The organism is Sphingomonas rustica (assembly GCF_039652585.1).
In the GTDB taxonomy this organism is placed as follows: domain Bacteria; phylum Pseudomonadota; class Alphaproteobacteria; order Sphingomonadales; family Sphingomonadaceae; genus Sphingomonas; species Sphingomonas rustica.
On sequence record NZ_JBDIZK010000001.1, the window covers coordinates 396,559 to 412,091 of the forward strand.

16 protein-coding genes are annotated in these 15,533 nt (G+C 67.6%); 5 read left to right on the forward strand and 11 right to left on the reverse strand.

Annotation, left to right across the window (positions count from 1 at the left end):
• The first annotated feature begins 6 nt into the window (after positions 1 to 6).
• The gene (locus tag TPR58_RS01745; protein WP_346244877.1) at positions 7 to 798 is read left to right on the forward strand and encodes a hypothetical protein; all 792 of its coding nucleotides are present in this window, start codon (positions 7 to 9) and stop codon (positions 796 to 798) included.
• A gap of 7 nt (positions 799 to 805) precedes the next feature.
• Here TPR58_RS01745 and TPR58_RS01750 read toward each other — a convergent pair whose 3' ends face one another.
• From TPR58_RS01750 to glmM, 5 genes are read right to left on the reverse strand one after another with little or no spacing between them, the layout of a single operon-like run.
• Positions 806 to 1,921 carry an alpha/beta fold hydrolase gene (locus TPR58_RS01750; RefSeq protein ID WP_346244878.1) on the reverse strand — a complete coding sequence of 372 codons (1,116 nt, stop codon included), beginning with the start codon at positions 1,919 to 1,921 and terminating at the stop codon, positions 806 to 808.
• The gene (locus TPR58_RS01755) at positions 1,918 to 2,538 is read right to left on the reverse strand and encodes a ribonuclease HII (protein ID WP_346244879.1); all 621 of its coding nucleotides are present in this window, start codon (positions 2,536 to 2,538) and stop codon (positions 1,918 to 1,920) included. Before TPR58_RS01755 ends, TPR58_RS01750 begins: the two co-directional genes overlap by 4 nt.
• Positions 2,531 to 3,724 (reverse strand): bifunctional hydroxymethylpyrimidine kinase/phosphomethylpyrimidine kinase, encoded by a 1,194-nt coding sequence (gene thiD, locus TPR58_RS01760; RefSeq protein ID WP_346244880.1) that lies wholly within the window; start codon positions 3,722 to 3,724, stop codon positions 2,531 to 2,533. The genes TPR58_RS01755 and thiD overlap by 8 nt, the downstream gene beginning before the upstream one ends.
• Position 3,725: 1 nt before the next feature.
• Positions 3,726 to 3,950 (reverse strand): DUF1272 domain-containing protein, encoded by a 225-nt coding sequence (locus tag TPR58_RS01765; RefSeq protein WP_346244881.1) that lies wholly within the window; start codon positions 3,948 to 3,950, stop codon positions 3,726 to 3,728.
• Complete coding sequence (glmM, locus tag TPR58_RS01770; RefSeq protein ID WP_346245117.1) at positions 3,950 to 5,290, reverse strand: phosphoglucosamine mutase; 1,341 nt, start codon at positions 5,288 to 5,290, stop codon at positions 3,950 to 3,952. Before glmM ends, TPR58_RS01765 begins: the two co-directional genes overlap by 1 nt.
• Positions 5,291 to 5,360: 70 nt before the next feature.
• Here glmM and TPR58_RS01775 point away from each other — a divergent pair, with 70 nt between their 5' ends.
• Positions 5,361 to 6,638 (forward strand): dicarboxylate/amino acid:cation symporter, encoded by a 1,278-nt coding sequence (locus TPR58_RS01775; RefSeq protein WP_346244882.1) that lies wholly within the window; start codon positions 5,361 to 5,363, stop codon positions 6,636 to 6,638.
• Between the two features lie 28 nt (positions 6,639 to 6,666).
• On the opposite strand, the gene gor is transcribed toward TPR58_RS01775, so the two are convergent.
• From gor to pgi, 3 genes are all read right to left on the reverse strand, one after another.
• Positions 6,667 to 8,010 carry a glutathione-disulfide reductase gene (gor, locus tag TPR58_RS01780; protein ID WP_346244883.1) on the reverse strand — a complete coding sequence of 448 codons (1,344 nt, stop codon included), beginning with the start codon at positions 8,008 to 8,010 and terminating at the stop codon, positions 6,667 to 6,669.
• A gap of 72 nt (positions 8,011 to 8,082) precedes the next feature.
• A complete protein-coding gene (locus TPR58_RS01785) occupies positions 8,083 to 8,391 on the reverse strand; it encodes an alkylphosphonate utilization protein (RefSeq protein WP_346244884.1) in 309 nt (102 codons plus the stop codon).
• Entirely contained in the window at positions 8,391 to 9,884 is a 1,494-nt protein-coding gene (gene pgi / locus TPR58_RS01790; RefSeq protein ID WP_346244885.1) for a glucose-6-phosphate isomerase, read from the reverse strand. The genes TPR58_RS01785 and pgi overlap by 1 nt, the downstream gene beginning before the upstream one ends.
• Positions 9,885 to 9,987: 103 nt before the next feature.
• On the opposite strand from pgi, the gene lepB reads away from it, so the two are divergent.
• The 3 genes from lepB to TPR58_RS01805 all read left to right on the forward strand — a co-directional run bounded on the left by lepB (position 9,988) and on the right by TPR58_RS01805 (position 12,016).
• Complete coding sequence (gene lepB, locus TPR58_RS01795) at positions 9,988 to 10,839, forward strand: signal peptidase I (RefSeq protein WP_346244886.1); 852 nt, start codon at positions 9,988 to 9,990, stop codon at positions 10,837 to 10,839.
• On the forward strand, positions 10,812 to 11,504 hold the full coding sequence (gene rnc / locus TPR58_RS01800; protein ID WP_346244887.1) for a ribonuclease III: 693 nt from the start codon (positions 10,812 to 10,814) through the stop codon (positions 11,502 to 11,504). The genes lepB and rnc overlap by 28 nt, the downstream gene beginning before the upstream one ends.
• A 188-nt stretch (positions 11,505 to 11,692) precedes the next feature.
• A complete protein-coding gene (locus TPR58_RS01805; protein WP_346244888.1) occupies positions 11,693 to 12,016 on the forward strand; it encodes a GIY-YIG nuclease family protein in 324 nt (107 codons plus the stop codon).
• Between the two features lie 64 nt (positions 12,017 to 12,080).
• Here the strand turns inward: TPR58_RS01805 and TPR58_RS01810 are convergent, their stop codons facing one another.
• The 3 genes from TPR58_RS01810 to TPR58_RS01820 form a co-directional block, all read right to left on the reverse strand.
• Complete coding sequence (locus TPR58_RS01810) at positions 12,081 to 13,748, reverse strand: ATP-binding protein (RefSeq protein ID WP_428835679.1); 1,668 nt, start codon at positions 13,746 to 13,748, stop codon at positions 12,081 to 12,083.
• Between the two features lie 65 nt (positions 13,749 to 13,813).
• Positions 13,814 to 14,584, reverse strand: coding sequence for a TIGR02186 family protein (locus tag TPR58_RS01815; protein ID WP_346244889.1), 771 nt, complete (start codon positions 14,582 to 14,584; stop codon positions 13,814 to 13,816).
• The gene (locus TPR58_RS01820; protein ID WP_346245119.1) at positions 14,581 to 15,495 is read right to left on the reverse strand and encodes a sulfite exporter TauE/SafE family protein; all 915 of its coding nucleotides are present in this window, start codon (positions 15,493 to 15,495) and stop codon (positions 14,581 to 14,583) included. Before TPR58_RS01820 ends, TPR58_RS01815 begins: the two co-directional genes overlap by 4 nt.
• Positions 15,496 to 15,533: the final 38 nt, after the last annotated feature.

The following is a 15,533-nucleotide window of genomic DNA, read 5'->3' on the forward strand; positions in this document are numbered from 1 at the left end:
GATTTGATGACGATGTTGATCCTGCCGATGCTCTTGCTGGCCGCCGCACAGGATTCGGACCGGCTGCCCGAATCTGTCCCGGCGACCGAATCGACGATCTTCTTCGGACCCTCGCGGTCGCTGAAGGCCGACGTCGCGACCGAGCATCCCGGATTGCCGGCGACGCCGGTCACCCATCGCTTCCAGTGCCTCGTCGACAGCTGGAAGGGCGAGCCGGTGTCGTGCATCCCGCTGGACGGTGCGGCCAAGCCGGCCGCGACCCGCACCGAATTCGCCAAGCGCGCCGGCGCGTGGAATGGCGGACAGGGCGCATCGGCCACGCTCCAGGCGGCCTATTCGCACGTCATGTTCACCCGGTTGCGCTCGACGGGCGAGGCGCCGGCCGATGCGACCAAGCCAAACCTGGTGCCGATGATCCTGAGCGGAACCGTGTCGGCGTCCGATTCGCCGAAGCTGCCCGCGTCCCTCGGCACGATCGCGTCGAGCGACATGGAAATGGACGACCGGCCCAGCGCGGCGCTGCTCACCGCTTATTATCCCGCCCAGGCGCTGCGCGAGAATGTCGAGATCCGGATGCGCGCCGATTGCCGCGTCCAGCCCGACCGGATGCTGCTGTGCCGCGACGCCCGCGCGGCGGAGGGCGAGGCCGAACTGAGCCCCGCGCTGCTGCATCAGTTCGCGATGTCGACCTATCAGGTGATCGGGGCGATCCGCCTCGCGCCGCTGACCAAGAAGGGCGATCCGGTGGTCGGCCGCGAGGTCGAGGTCCGCATCGCGTTCGTGGTGCCGGGCGAGTAACCGCCGCTCAGGCGCCCGGACGCCCCTCTCGTGCGAGCGGGCGGACCCGGCGGAGCAGTTCGACCAGGAATTTGCCCGGCTCCTCGATCTCGGCGAGGTGCGCCGAATCCTCGAACCAGATCAGGCCCTTGCGCGGCGCCTTCACCCGATCGAGCCACTGCGCCGCAAGCGGCGAGGGCGTGGTATGGTCATGGCGGCCGAGGAAGAAGAATATCGGGGCCTCGACGCGGGTCAGCGAGGTGAAGCTGACATCGGACAGGATCGGGAACAGCGTCCGAATGCTGTAGGCGCTGCCGTCGTTCAGCGCCTTGCGGTCGGCCGGAAGATAGTCGGGGGACATGCGCCGCGCGTCGAAGAAGAAATCGGCATTGTCGCGATAGGCAGCCAGCGCGCCGTAGCGGATCGACCATTTGCGCTCGGTCGTCATCTTGTCGATATCGAACGGGCCCGAACGGGCATAGGGCTCGAGCGCTTCGAGCTCGGCGACCGCCTCGGCATTGCCGGCGGCTCGCGCCCGGGCGAGCGTCCAGTCATAGCCGACCCGCTCATTCTCGCGGAAGTCGATCACCTGACCGGTGCCGATATAGGCGTGGATCAGGTCCGGCCGGCGCTGGAGCACGCAAAGACCCAGCGTCGATCCCCAGCTGTGTCCGAGAACGAAGATCTTCCGCTTCGCATAGCGTTTGCGCAGCAGTTCGATCACCTCGATCGCGTCGGCGCAGAACCGGTCGAAGGTCATCGTCGGGGCGATCGCCTGCGGGTCGTTGAGCGGGAACGACTTGCCCGATCCACGCTGGTCCCAATGGATCATCGTGAAATATTCCTCCCACGGGCGCTGCCACGCCCAGGCGATCGGCATTTCCGGCGCCGCCGGCCCGCCATGGAGATAGAGCAGGATCGGATTGGCACGGTCCCGGCCGCGCACGCCGATGATCTGGCGGGTACCGCCGATCCGCGCCTCGAAGCTTTCCTGCACCCCTCGGGGCGTGACGATCCGCCCGATCGCGGCCACCACCGCGCGGCCGGGCGCATGAGGATCTCCGGTCGCCGGCGGCGTGGTCTGCGCGGTCGCCGGCACCGCCGCGGCCAGTGCCGCGCCGAGCAGCGCCGCCCGGATCTTCACCCGACCTGAACCGTCATCGGCTCCAGCGCCAGCCGCGCCTGGGCGACGGGCGCGAAGCTGCGGCGATGGAGCGGGGTCGGGCCGAGGGTGCGCAGCGCCTCCTGATGGACCTTGGCGGCATAGCCCTTGTTGCTTGCCCAGCCATAGCCCGGATATTGCCGGTCATAGTCGATCATCATCATGTCGCGCCGATGCTTGGCGACGATCGAGGCGGCAGCGATAGACAGGCAGAGCGCGTCGCCGCCGATCACCCATTGCGAGCGATGGTCCCAGCGCGGGCAGCGATTGCCGTCGACCAGCACCATCTCGGGGCGAACACCCAGCGCATCGACCGCGCGGGTCATCGCCAGCATCGTCGCCCACAGGATGTTGAGTTCGTCGATCTCCTCGACCGTGGCGATGCCTACGCCCACCGTCGCGCAGTCGAGCAGCCGCGCGCACAGGTCGGCGCGCCGTGCCGCGGTCAGCTGCTTCGAATCGTTCAGCCCGTCGGGAATGCAGTCCGGATCGAGCACCACCGCCGCGGCGACCACCGGGCCGGCCAGCGGCCCGCGGCCCGCCTCGTCGACGCCCGCGACCGGGCCCGCATGGCGGCTCTCGTAGACAAAATCAGGCATCGCGAATCCGCCATGGCGGAAAGCGCCGCATCTCGCCAGCCTGATAGAGACAGACCGAATTGCCCGCCGGATCGCGCAGGCGTGCCTCGCGCCAGCCCCAGTCGCGATCGACCGGGTCCTGGTCGAAGACCAGCCCCTGCTGCTTGAGATAGGTGACCGCCGTCGACAGGTCGCCGCACTCGAAATAGACGACCGGCCGGCCGCCGATCTCGTCGGCGGCCTCGATCGAGAAGCTGGCGCCGCCCTCGGTCTCGAACCGGGCGTAGCGCGGCTTCGACCGGACGATCTGGCGCAGTCCCAGCGTGCGATAGAATTGCTCGCTGGCGGCAAGGTCGTCGGCCGGGACCGTGACCTGGTTGAGCATCGGCGACCAGCGCGTCAGGTTCAGGTCGAGACGGACCGCCTGCTGTCCCATCGGCCCGTGGCCCGAGCCCAGGCCCGGCGCCTCGCGCATCGCGATCCGCACGAACTGGCGTGCGCGCGTCACCGCCTCGACCAGCGACCAGTCCTTGGCCAGCTCGGTCGCGATGGCGCTCGACAGGGTACAGCCGGTGCCGTGGCTATTCTCGCTGTCGATCCGCGGATCGGTCCAGTCGGTTTCGGGCGGGAGCGGGCCGGCAGGCGCGAACAGGCGGTCGGTCACCTGCCGACCCTTGCCATGGCCGCCCTTGGCAAGCACCGCGCATCCGCGGCGGCTGACCAGCGAGCGGGCCGCCTCGCGCACCCGGGCGCTGTCCATCACCGACATGCCCGACAAGGCCTTCAATTCGGGCAGGTTCGGCGTGCACACGGTGCAGATGCGCATCAGCCGCTCGAACGCGGCGATCGTCGCGTCATCGGCCAGCGCCGCGCCGCTGGAGGCGACCATCACCGGATCGAACACGATCGGGATGCCGCGCAGCTCCTCCAGCTTCTCGGCGACCGCCAGTGCGGTGCGCGCCGATCCGATCATCCCGATCTTCACGGCGTCGACGCCGATGTCGCGCACGACCGAATCGATCTGCGCGATCACCATTTCGGTCGGGACCGGATGGACGCCGTCGACGCCCAGCGTGTTCTGCGCGGTGATCGCGGCGATCGCGGTCATGGCGTGACCGCCCAGCATGGTGACGGTCTTGATGTCGGCCTGGATCCCGGCGCCGCCGCCCGAATCCGACCCTGCGATGATGAGGATGCGCGGAGTCATGTCAGTGCTTGAACTTGCGCTCCGTACTGGCCGGATTGGCCGCCAGCGCCTTGCCGCTCCGGGTCGGGCGGTCGAGCAGTTCGCCGCCGCAATTGGGGCAGCGCTCGTCCACCGCATCGGCGCATTCGGCGCAGAAGGTGCATTCGAACGAGCAGATGAACGCGCCGCCGGCATTGGCGGGCAGGTCGGTGCCGCAGCGTTCGCAATCGGGCCGCATCTCGAGCATCAGGCGGCCGCCTCGCGCACCGCGTCGCAGATCCGGTCGACCAGCGTCTCGACCTGCCCGCGGTCGTCGCCTTCCGCCATCACCCGGATCACCGGCTCGGTCCCGGAGGGACGGATGACCAGACGGCCGCGACCGTCGAGTTCGCGCTCCGCGGCGGCGATCACGTCCTGGACCCGCGCATCGTCGAGCGGCCTGCCGCCCTTGAACCGGACATTCTTCAGCAGCTGCGGCAGCGGATCGAATCGGTGCAGCACCTCGCTGGCCGGTGCGCCGGCGCGTTTGATCTCGGCCAGCACCTGGAGCGCGGCGACAAGGCCGTCGCCCGTCGTCGCATAGTCGGACAGAATGATGTGCCCCGACTGTTCGCCGCCGACATTATAGCCGGAGCCGCGCATCTCCTCGAGCACATGGCGGTCGCCGACCTTGGTCCGCACCATCCCCAGGCCCTGCGACGTCAGGTGCCGCTCCAGCCCGAGATTGGACATGACCGTCGCGACGAGCCCGCCGCCGCGCAGCCTGCCCTGGCGGGCCCAGCCCCCGGCGATCAGCGCCATCAGCTGGTCGCCGTCGATCACCTGGCCATTCTCGTCGACCACGATCAGCCGATCGGCATCGCCGTCCAGTGCGATGCCGATCGCGGCGCCGGTGCCGACCACGGTCTCGCGCAGCGTGTCGGGGGCGGTCGATCCAACGCCGGCATTGATGTTCTTGCCATTGGGGGTGACCCCGATCGCGACGACCTCCGCCCCCAGTTCCCACAGCGCAGAGGGGGCGACCTGATAGGCGGCGCCATTGGCGCAATCGATCACGATCTTCAGCCCGTCGAGGCGCAGGTCGTCGGGGAAGGTCGACTTGGCGAAGTGGATATAGCGTCCGCGCGCATCCTCGACCCGGCGTGCCCGGCCGATATTCTCCGACGCGGCAAGCGTCACCTCGCCGTCGATCAGCGTCTCGATCGCAAGCTCGTCCTCGTCCGACAGCTTGTAGCCGTCGGGGCCGAACAGCTTGATGCCGTTGTCGGCGTACGGATTGTGGCTCGCCGAGATCATCACGCCCAGATCGGCGCGCATCGACTTGGTCAGCATCGCCACCGCCGGGGTCGGCATCGGGCCGACCAGGACGACGTCCATGCCGACGCTGGTGAAGCCGGCGACCATCGCATTTTCGAGCATATAGCCCGACAGGCGCGTATCCTTGCCGATCACCACGCGGTGCTTGTGATCGCCGCGGACGAAATGGGCGCCGGCGGCCATGCCGACCTTCATCGCCATCGCTGCCGTCATCGGCGCCATGTTGGTGGCACCGCGGATTCCGTCGGTACCGAAGTATTTTCTTGCCATGTTCAGCCTCTCGCGGCCTTGTTCGTTGTTCGCGCGGCCGTGATAGCGCGGCGAATCAAGAAGGGCGAGCATGTCGCAACCTACCCGAATTCTTCTCGCCCTGATCGGGGGCCTGCTCATCGGCGTCATCGCCGCGGGCCAGGCGCCGCAAGGGGCACTCCAGGCGGCGGACTGGGTGCAGCCGATCGGGACGATCTGGCTGCACGCGCTTCAGATGACCATCGTCCCGCTGGTCGTGTCGCTGCTGGTGACCGGTATCGCCGCCACCGCCGAAAAGGCGCGGGCGAGCAAGCTGGCGACGCGCGCCTTCATCACCTTCATCGTGCTGCTGTGGTGCTCGTCGGCGCTGGGCGGCATCCTGACGCTGACCTTTCTCGACGCCTTTCCGCTGGCCGGGGATTCGGCCGTCGCCCTGCGCGGCGCGCTGGCGCACACCGCGCCGGAGATCGGGACGGTGCCCCAGTTCGTCGACTTCATCATCGGCATGGTCCCGTCCAATCCGCTGACCGCGGCGGCGAACGACGCCTTCCTGCCGCTGGTGGTCTTCACCACGGTCTTCGCCTTCGCGATCACCCGGCTGCCCGCCGAGGAGCGCGGCGTGCTGACCCGCTTCTTCCAGGCGGTGGCGAACGCGATGCTGATCGTGATCAACTGGGTCCTGTGGCTGGGCCCGATCGGCGTCGGCGCGCTTGCCTATGTCGTCGGCGCGCGCGCCGGCACCTCGGCCTTCGGTGCGCTGCTCCATTATGTCGCGATCATCTCGTCGGTCGGAATCGTCCTGTGGCTGCTGGCGGTGCCGTTCGCGGTGATCGCCGGCCGGGTCTCGCCGCTGCGTTATATCCGCGCCGTGGCCCCGTCACAGGCCGTCGCCTTCTCGACCCAGTCCTCACTGGCAAGCCTGCCGGCGATGCTCAAGGCGACCGAGCGGCTCGACGTGCCGGTGGTCCAGGCGGGCGTGATGCTGCCGATCGCGGTGGCGATCTTCCGCTGGACCGGCCCGGCGATGAACTTCGCGGTGGCGATCTACGTTGCCCACTGGTTCGGAATCCCGCTGGGGCCGAGCCAGCTCGCCGCCGGCTGGGCGGCGGCTGCGATCACGACCATGGGGGCGGTCGGCCTGCCCGGCACGATCAGCTTCGTCAGCTCGATCGCGCCGATCGCGATCGCCATGGGCGTACCGATCGCCCCCCTCGGCCTGCTGGTCGCGGTCGAGACGATTCCCGACATCTTCCGCACCGTCGGCAATGTCGCGATGGACGTCGGCACCACCCGCGCGATCAGCCGTGCCGCCGGCGGCACCGACGAGGATGCCGATACCGAAGCCGACCAGTTGCTGCGGGAGGAATAGCCGCCGGCGCGCGCCGGCGGCTGCCCGCCTACTTCATCAGGACCAGTTCTTCGGCCATGCTCGGGTGGAGCGCGACCGTCTGGTCGAAATCGGCCTTGGTCAGCCCCGCCTTCACCGCGACCGCGGCCGCCTGCAGGATCTCCGGCGCGTCCGGGCCGATCATGTGCAGGCCCAGCACCTTGCCGGTATTGGCGTCGCAGACCATCTTGTAGAGCGCCCGCTCGTTGCGGTTGGCCAGCACGTTCTTCATCGGGCGGAAGTCGGAGGTATAGACCTTCACCGCACCGAATTTGTTCTTCGCCTGCCCCTCGGTCAGCCCGACCCCTGCCATCGGCGGATGGCTGAACACCGCGGCGGGGATGGTCTCGTAATCGACCTGGTGCGGCTTGTTGCCGAAGATCGTGTCGGCGAATGCCTGGCCCTCGCGGATCGCGACCGGGGTCAGCTGGACCCGGTTGGTCACGTCGCCCACCGCGAAGATGCTGTCGATGCTCGACCGGTTGTCGGCATCGACCTTCACCGCCCCGATCACGTCCAGCTCGACGCCGACCGCCTCCAGGCCCAGGCCCTCGGTATTGGGCGCGCGGCCGGTGGCGAAGATGACGCAGTCGACCTCGACCGGCTCGTGGTTGCTCATGCTGACCTTCAGGCCGGTCTCGGTCTGCTCGATCCCCTCGAACGAGGCGTTGAAACGGAACTCGATCCCCTTGGCGATCGAAATCTGGAGCAGCCGGTCGCGGATCGATTCGTCATAGCCGCGCAGGATCTGGTCGCTGCGGTTGATCAGCGTCACCTTGCTGCCGAATTCGTTGAAGATGCCGGCGAACTCGTTGGCGATATAGCCGGCGCCGGCGATCAGCACCCGCTTGGGCAGCGTCTCGAGGTGGAACACCTCGTTCGACGTGATGCCCAGGTCGTTGCCCGGGCAGTCCGGAATCTGCGGCCGCGCGCCGGTGGCGATCAGGATATGTTTCGCGGTGACGGTGCGCCCGCTGGCCAGCCGCACCTCATGCGGGCCGGTGACGGTCGCGCGCTCGTTGAAGATCTCGACCTTGTTGTTCTCGAGCGTCTGTTGATACAGCCCGTTCAGCCGATCGACCTCGCCCAGCACATTGTCGCGCAGCATCGGCCAGTCGAACCCGCATTCGGGCACGTCCCAGCCGAAGCGGCGGGCATCCTTCAGATCCTCGGCGAAATGCGCGCCATAGATCAGCAGCTTCTTGGGCACGCAGCCGCGAATGACGCAGGTCCCGCCGACGCGATATTCCTCGGCGACCGCAACCCGCGCGCCATAGGCGGCCGACACGCGCGATGCCCGGACCCCGCCTGATCCCGCACCGATGACGAACAGGTCATAGTCATAGTCAGCCATCGAAATCCGCTCCAGCAAGGGGGCATCGCCCGCCCCGCCATGTGGTGGCGGGCGCGGGCGAATGCGAGGGGTTCAGCGCTTGCGCACGAACTCGGCGCGCAGGACCAGGCCCTTGATGCCGTCGAACTTGCAGTCGATCTCCTGCGCGTCGCCGGTCAGGCGGATCGACTTGATCAGCGTGCCGCGCTTCAGCGTCTGGCCCGCGCCCTTGACCGTCAGGTCCTTGATCAGCGTGACCTGATCGCCGTCCTGCAGCAGGTTGCCGACCGAATCGCGCACCTCGACCTGGTCCGCCGCGGCCGCCTTGTCGGCGGCCTCGGCGGCGCTGATCCATTCGCCGGTCGCCTCGTCATAGACGTAGCTGTCGTCGCCGCCGGACATCAGCCGAACGCCCGGCGGATGAGGTCGGTGGTCGAGGCATCGAAATCCTGGCCGCCGCGATCGGCCGCCTTGGCCATTTCCTTGCCCAGCTCGACACCGAACTGGTCGAAGGGGTTGATGCCGGTCATCACCGCATTCACGAAGGTGCGCGCCTCGTAAAAGGCGATCAGCGCGCCCAGGGTACGCGGATCGACCCGGTCGAGCAGCAGCGTGGTCGAGGGGCGGTCGCCCGGATAGGCGCGCGCCGCATCGTCATTGGCGCGGCCGGCCATCAGCGCGGCGCCCTGGGCGAAGGCGTTGAGCAGCAGCTGGCGATGATGATCGGGATCGAGCGCATCGCCCGATTCGATCGACGCGACGAATTCGACCGGAACGAGGTGCGTGCCCTGGTGCAGCAGCTGGAACACCGCATGCTGCGCATCGGTGCCCACGCCGCCCCAGGTGATCGGCGAGGTCGGCCACGCGACCGGCTGGCCGTCGGCGGTGACGCGCTTGCCGTTCGATTCCATCTCCAGCTGCTGGAGATAGGAGGGCAGCAGCGCGAGCCGCTGGTCATAGGCGAAGACGGCCCGCGTCTCGCACCCGCGGACCTGGGTGTAATAGAGGTCGGCGAACGCGGCGAGCACCGGCGCATTGGCGGCCAGCGGGGTGAAACGGAAATGGCGGTCCATCTCCGCCGCGCCTTCCAGCAATTCCTCGAACGCATCCCAGCCCAGCGCCAGCGCCGCGGGGAAGCCGATCGAAGACCATAGCGAATAGCGGCCACCGACGCTTTCGGCGAAGGGGAGCACGCGGGTCTCGTCGACGCCCCATTCGACCGCCTTGTCGGGTGCCGCGGTCAGTGCGACCACCCGGCCATAGGGATCCTCGACCCCGCCCTCGACCAGCCAGTCGAGCGCGCTGCGGGCATTCAGCAGCGTCTCGGTCGTGGTGAAGGTCTTCGACGCGATCGCCACGATCGTCGCCTGCGGATCGAAGCGGTCGAACGCATCCTCCAGCGCGACGCCGTCGACGTTCGACACGATCGCGACGTCATAGCGGTTCATGTCGCGGCCGAGCGAATCGACCAGCAGGTCGGGGCCCAGCGCCGATCCGCCGATGCCGATGTGCAGGATGTGGCGAACCGGACCCAGCGCCTCCGCCTCGATCGCGTCGATCAGCGCGCGCATCCGCGCCTGGAACATGCGGGCCTGCGCCACGCTCTCCGGCGCGCCTTCGCCGCGTTCCGCGCCATGTTCCGCCGCGCGGCCCTCGGTCACGTTGACCGCCTCGCCGGCGTACAGCGCGTCGCGCTTGCGGCCCAGCTCCATCGTCTCGGCGATCCGCGCGAAGCCGGCGACGGCCTCCGCGGTCAGGTGGGTCTTGGACCAGTCGAAATGGATGCCGGCGACATCGCCGCTGAGCCCGGTCAGTCGATCCCCGTCCTCGGCGAACAGGGTGGTCAGCGTCTTGGGTTCCAGAGATCGGACTTCGGACCAGTCGGGCAGCGCCATGATTGAGACTCCTTGGGTTTGCGGGCTCTATCGTCCCGTAAAGCGCGCGCCACAAGGATTGATCCGCTTGACGCCATCCCTCGCCCCTAGCAGAGCATGTCGCATGACCCAGGGCTATACCGTCGACCCGCTCGCGCCTGCCAAGCCGGAGTCCGAATGGCGCGATCTCGCCAGCTTCCTGCTGAAGCTCGCGATCGTCGTCTTCATCATCCGCAGCTTCATCTTCTCGCCGTTCAGCATCCCGTCGGAATCGATGATGCCGCGGCTGCTGATCGGCGACTATCTGTTCATCACCAAGTGGAACTATGGCTATTCGAAGCACTCGCTTCCGTTCAGCCTGCCGCTGATCCCGGGCCGGGTATTTCCGGCTCTGCCGGAACGTGGGGACGTGGTCGTCTTCAAGGCGCCTCCGACAAACAATATCGACTTTATCAAGCGGGTGATCGGCCTGCCTGGCGATACGATTCAGATGAAAGGTGGCCAGTTGATCCTAAACGGCCAGGCGATCCCGAAGCAGAAAATCGCCGACTTCGTCGTGCCCATCTCGCCCAATTATCGCGCAGTGGCTTCTTCCGAAGATCAGAAAGCCAATTGCAGGCCCCAGTTTCTTCGGACCGCGGGCAATGGTAGTCAGGTCTGCCAGATGCCGCGCTTCCGCGAGACGCTACCCAATGGCAAAAGCTATGACGTGCTCGACCTGGGCACTTTCGCCCAGGACGATACCGACGTCTTCACCGTGCCCGCTGGCCATGCCTTCCTGATGGGCGACAATCGAGACAACTCGATGGACAGCCGCTTTTCTACCAACGAGGAGGGCATCGGCTATGTCCCGCTGGAGAATATCCAGGGCAAGGCGGTGGTCAGCTTCTGGTCGACCGACGGCAGCGCCAACTGGTTCCTGCCCTGGACCTGGTTCTCGGCCGCGCGATGGGAGCGGCTCGGGGAGGGATTTTGAAGCCTGATCTGGCGGGCTGGCTGCGCACGACGTTCGACCGCGCGCCCACGGACCAGGGGCCGTTCGACCGCGCACTGACCCATGGCAGCCAGGCGGCCGCCAATTACGAACGGCTGGAGTTTCTCGGCGACCGGGTGCTCGGCCTGGTCGTCGCCGAATGGCTGTTCGAACGCTTTCCCGCCGAGCCCGAAGGGGCTCTATCGCGGCGGCTGAACGCACTGGTGACGGGCGCGGTATGCGCACAGGTCGCCCGCGATCTGGGGGTCGTCCCGTTCCTGCGCCTGGGCAAGCAGGCGCGCGACGACGGCGCGCATGACAGCGACAATGTCCTTGGCGACGTGATGGAGGCGCTGATCGGCGCCTTCTACCTCGACGCCGGACTCGACGCGGTGCGCGGCTTCATCCGCAAGGCCTGGGCCGAGAAGATCGAGGCGCATGCCCAGGCGCCCAAGCATCCCAAGTCGGCGCTGCAGGAATGGGCCGCAGCCCATAACCGCCGCCCCCCCGAATATGAGGTGATCGACCGCTCGGGCCCGAACCACGCGCCCCGCTTCACCGTGAAGGTCGTGATCGGCAAGCTGGCAGACGCCACCGCCGAAGGGACGAGCAAGCAGGAAGCGGAGACTGCCGCCGCGGCGGCATTGTTGGAGAAACTGGGGAATTGAGCGCCGAGAGGCGTTCGGCCCGCTACGGGCGAAGGGCGCCGGCGAGCGGAAGATGAAGGTCCTGCGGTATATCAGCGCCGCTGGGCTCAGCCGGTGGCAAGAACAGAACATTCGAGGGATGAAGCCATGACTCATTCCCACCTCGTTCGCCCTGCGCCCGTCGAAGGGCGCTGCGCAGCGCCAGCCTCATGAGCTTCTGGGCCTATATCCTCCTCTGCGCCGACGGCAGCTTCTATACCGGCCACACCGATCGCCTGGAGGCACGCATCGCCCAGCATCAGGCTGGAGAGGTCGAAGGCTATACGCAAAAGCGCCGGCCCATCCGCCTCGTCTGGTGTCAGGAATTCCCGACCCGCCTGGAAGCCCTCGAAGCCGAGCGCCGGATCAAGGGCTGGAGCCGCGCAAAGAAGGAGGCCCTGATCGCCGGGGATTATGAGCGGCTGTCGATCCTCGCGAGGAATCGCCAGGCCGAGAACCGCCCTTCGACAAGCTCAGGGCGAACGGAAAAATAGGTATCTGCCGCTCCCACCTCGTTCGCCCTGAGCCCGTCGAAGGGCGCTGCGAAACGTCCGCTGCCTAACGCCCCTGCGATCGCCAGCGCTTGATCGTCCGCTCGAGGATCCCGTCCTCTCCGCCCGTTTCCCGCCACAGCTCGGAGAATAGCGGATCGGCCGACGCCGGGCGCTTGATCTCGTCGAGCGGGTCGAACACCAGCCGGGTCGGGGTGGCGACGCCCTCGCCCACCGCGATGCACTCGCGATTGCGCAGCGCCGGGATCGAATCGAGGAAGCCGCGCGCGCCCTCGGGTATCGCCGCCTTGACGAAGGCCTGGTCGCGCTCGTTGTTCAGGCGCATCGACAGGATCGTGCCGCATTGCGACAGCACGCCCTCGGCCAAGTCGGACGGCCGCTGGGTGATCAGGCCCAGCGAGACGCCATATTTGCGGCCCTCCTTGGCGATCCGGCTGAGGATGCGGCCGACCGAGGATCCGTCGGCGTTGCGTTCGCTGGGGACATAGCGGTGCGCTTCCTCGCACACGAGCAGCACTGGTCGCCTGGGCTCGTTGCGCGACCAGATGGCGAAGTCGAAGACCATCCGGCTCAGCACCGCGACCACGACCGAGGTGATTTCGCTCGGCACGCCTGAGACGTCGATGATCGAGATCGGCTTGCCGTCACCGGGCAGGCGGAAGATCCGCGCCATGAAGCTGGCCATCGTGTCGGCGACCAGCATGCCGGAGAACATGAAGGCGAATCGCGGATCGCCCTTGATCTCTTCGATCTTCGACCGGATCCGCAGATAGGGCGCGGTGTCGGTCGCCTTGTCCATCTTGCCCATTTCGAGCTGGAGGATCGCGGTCAGATCCGACAGCAGATAGGGGACCGGCGCATCGACGGTCAGCTTGCCGATCTCCTGCGCCAGCCGGTTCTTGCCCTTGGCCAGCAACAGGCACTTGCCGAGGATGTCGGCATCGACCTGCCGCGCCGAGCCCTCGGTCGTCAGGAACACTTCGCAATGCTCCTCGAAGTTCATCAGCCAATAGGGCATCTGCAGGTTCGACACGTCGAACAGCGCACCATTGGTCTTGAACGCCGCCGAATATTCGCCGTGCGGGTCGATCATGACGATATGGCCCTGCGGTGCCAGCTCGCAGATCCGATGGAGGATCAGCGCAGCCGCGGTCGACTTGCCGGTACCGGTCGAGCCGAGCAGCGCGAAATGCTTGCCCAGCATCGCATCGACATACAGCGCCGCGCGGATGTCACGGGTCGGATAGACGGTGCCGATCTGGATATGGGCCCTGTCCTCGGCGGCATAGATCTGCTTGAGGTCGGCGGTAGAGATCGGGAAGACCTCGCAGCCCGGCGTCGGATAGCGGGTGACGCCGCGACGGAAGCGATAGAGCTTGCCGGTCAGCCGCTCCTCGTCGCCTTCGCCCAGGAAATCGACCTGCGCCGCGATCCGGTCCTGGCCGGCCAGCTTCATCGACCGGACATTGGCGATCAGCCAGGTCGATCCGACGCGCATCTTGATCTGGCTGCCGACCTGCCCGGCATTGGCCAGCGCCGCATCGGGCGATCCGGCATGCGACTCGAGCGCGGCCGCGTCGAACACGACCTGGCTCGACGATCCGGCAATCTCGACCACCGCACCGATCGACCGCAGCGCGGCCAGGCCCATCGGCGCCCCATGCGCGACCGGGACCGCTTCCTGAACGCCGTGTGCGCCGAACTGACCTTCCATACCCGCTCCCGCAAATCGCGGGCCCTTGTGGGCGCCAAGCGGTAAACAATGCGTATCGGCCCGGCTCAGAAGCGCCGCCAGATCGCCCCCGCGCCCCAGCCGAGCAGGACCGACAGCGCGACCACGACCAGGCCATAGACCAGGGAATAATGCTCGGCCGACCGCGCGACGAATCGCTCGAACCCCGACTTGCGGATCTCGATCGGGCGAACCGCGGCCGCCAGCACCCGGCCGTCGCGGATCAGGAAAGTCTCGGCGGTATAGCGGCCGACCGGCACGCGCGCCGGGATGTTCAGCCGCGCGCGGTACAGCACGCCGTCGGTGATCTCGACCGCGCTTGGCGCCTCGTAGTAAAGGCCGCCCCGCTTCCTCAGGTCGACCAGCCCGGTATCGAACCGCCGCTGGATGTCCGGCGCCGCGCCCGATGCCGGCGACAGCTGGAGATTGTCGATGCCCAGTTCATAGATGTCGCGGGTCCGCTGATCGACCAGCTTGCCGATCGGCCGCGACGAGGCGATCGCATAGAAGCTGGGCGCGGAGCGATAGCGCATGCGATCGGCATTGACCCAGATGCCCGCGACCTTCTCCTTCTCGCGCACCAGCACCGATTGCGTCGGCCCCTTCACCACCACCACGATCTCGGGCGGCGTGCTGCCCGCCGCCGGGCGGCGGCCGTCGGGATAGACGATCGCACCGAACAACAGCAGGTCGGCCCCGGTGAAGGAATACGCGATGCGGATGTCGCGCTGCGACACGTCGGGCACCAGTGTCGGCTTGGGCGCCGCCTGCCCCAGCAGCACCGGCGCCAGCAGGGCGAGCAGCCAGGTGCGCCTCACATCAATTCCACCGAATAGATTTCGTCGGGCCGCCAGGCGAGGCCGAGCAGCATCCGCACCGCAACCATCAGCACGATGATCGCCAGCGCCAGGCGAAGATATTCGGGCCGCGTCTTCATCGCGAAGCGCGCGCCGAGCTGCGCACCCACCACCGAGCCGACCAGCAGCAGCGCGGCCAGCACGATATCGACCGCCTTGGTCGTGGTGGCGTGGACCATCGTCGCCCAGGCAGTGACGAACAGGATCTGGAACAGCGAGGTGCCGACCACGACCTGCGTCCCCATGCCGAGCAGATAGAGCATCGCCGGCACCAGTATGAACCCGCCGCCGACGCCCAGCAGCATCGTCAGGATGCCGGTCGCGAAGCCGAGCAGCAGCGGCGCGAGCGGCGAGATATAGAGGCCCGAGCGGTAGAAGCGCCAGCGCAGCGGCAGCATCGCCACCAGCGGATGGTGGCGCCGCTTGCGCGCGCGGATCGTCACCCCGGCGGCGCGTGCGCGCAGCGCCTGGACCGTCTCGACCAGCATCAGCCCGCCGATCGACCCGAGCATCAGCACGTACAGGACGGCGATCACCGCATCGATCGCGCCGCGCGCCTGCAGCCATGCGAACAGCCAGGCACCGGCAAAGCTGCCCAGCATGCCGCCCACCACCATCACCACGCCCATATGCACGTCGACGCCGCCACGCCGCAGATGCGCGAACACACCCGACACGCTGGCGCCGGTCACCTGGCTGGCGGCGGAGGCGGCGGCCACCGTGGGCGGGATGCCGTAGAAGATCAGCAGCGGCGTGGTCAGGAACCCGCCGCCCACGCCGAACATGCCCGACAACAGCCCCACGCCCAGCCCGAGCGCGACGATCACCAGCGCGTTGACCGACAGGTTGGCAATGGGAAGATAGAGATCCACCGCGCGGCGATACCCTGCCTTGCCGGACAGAAAAAGGC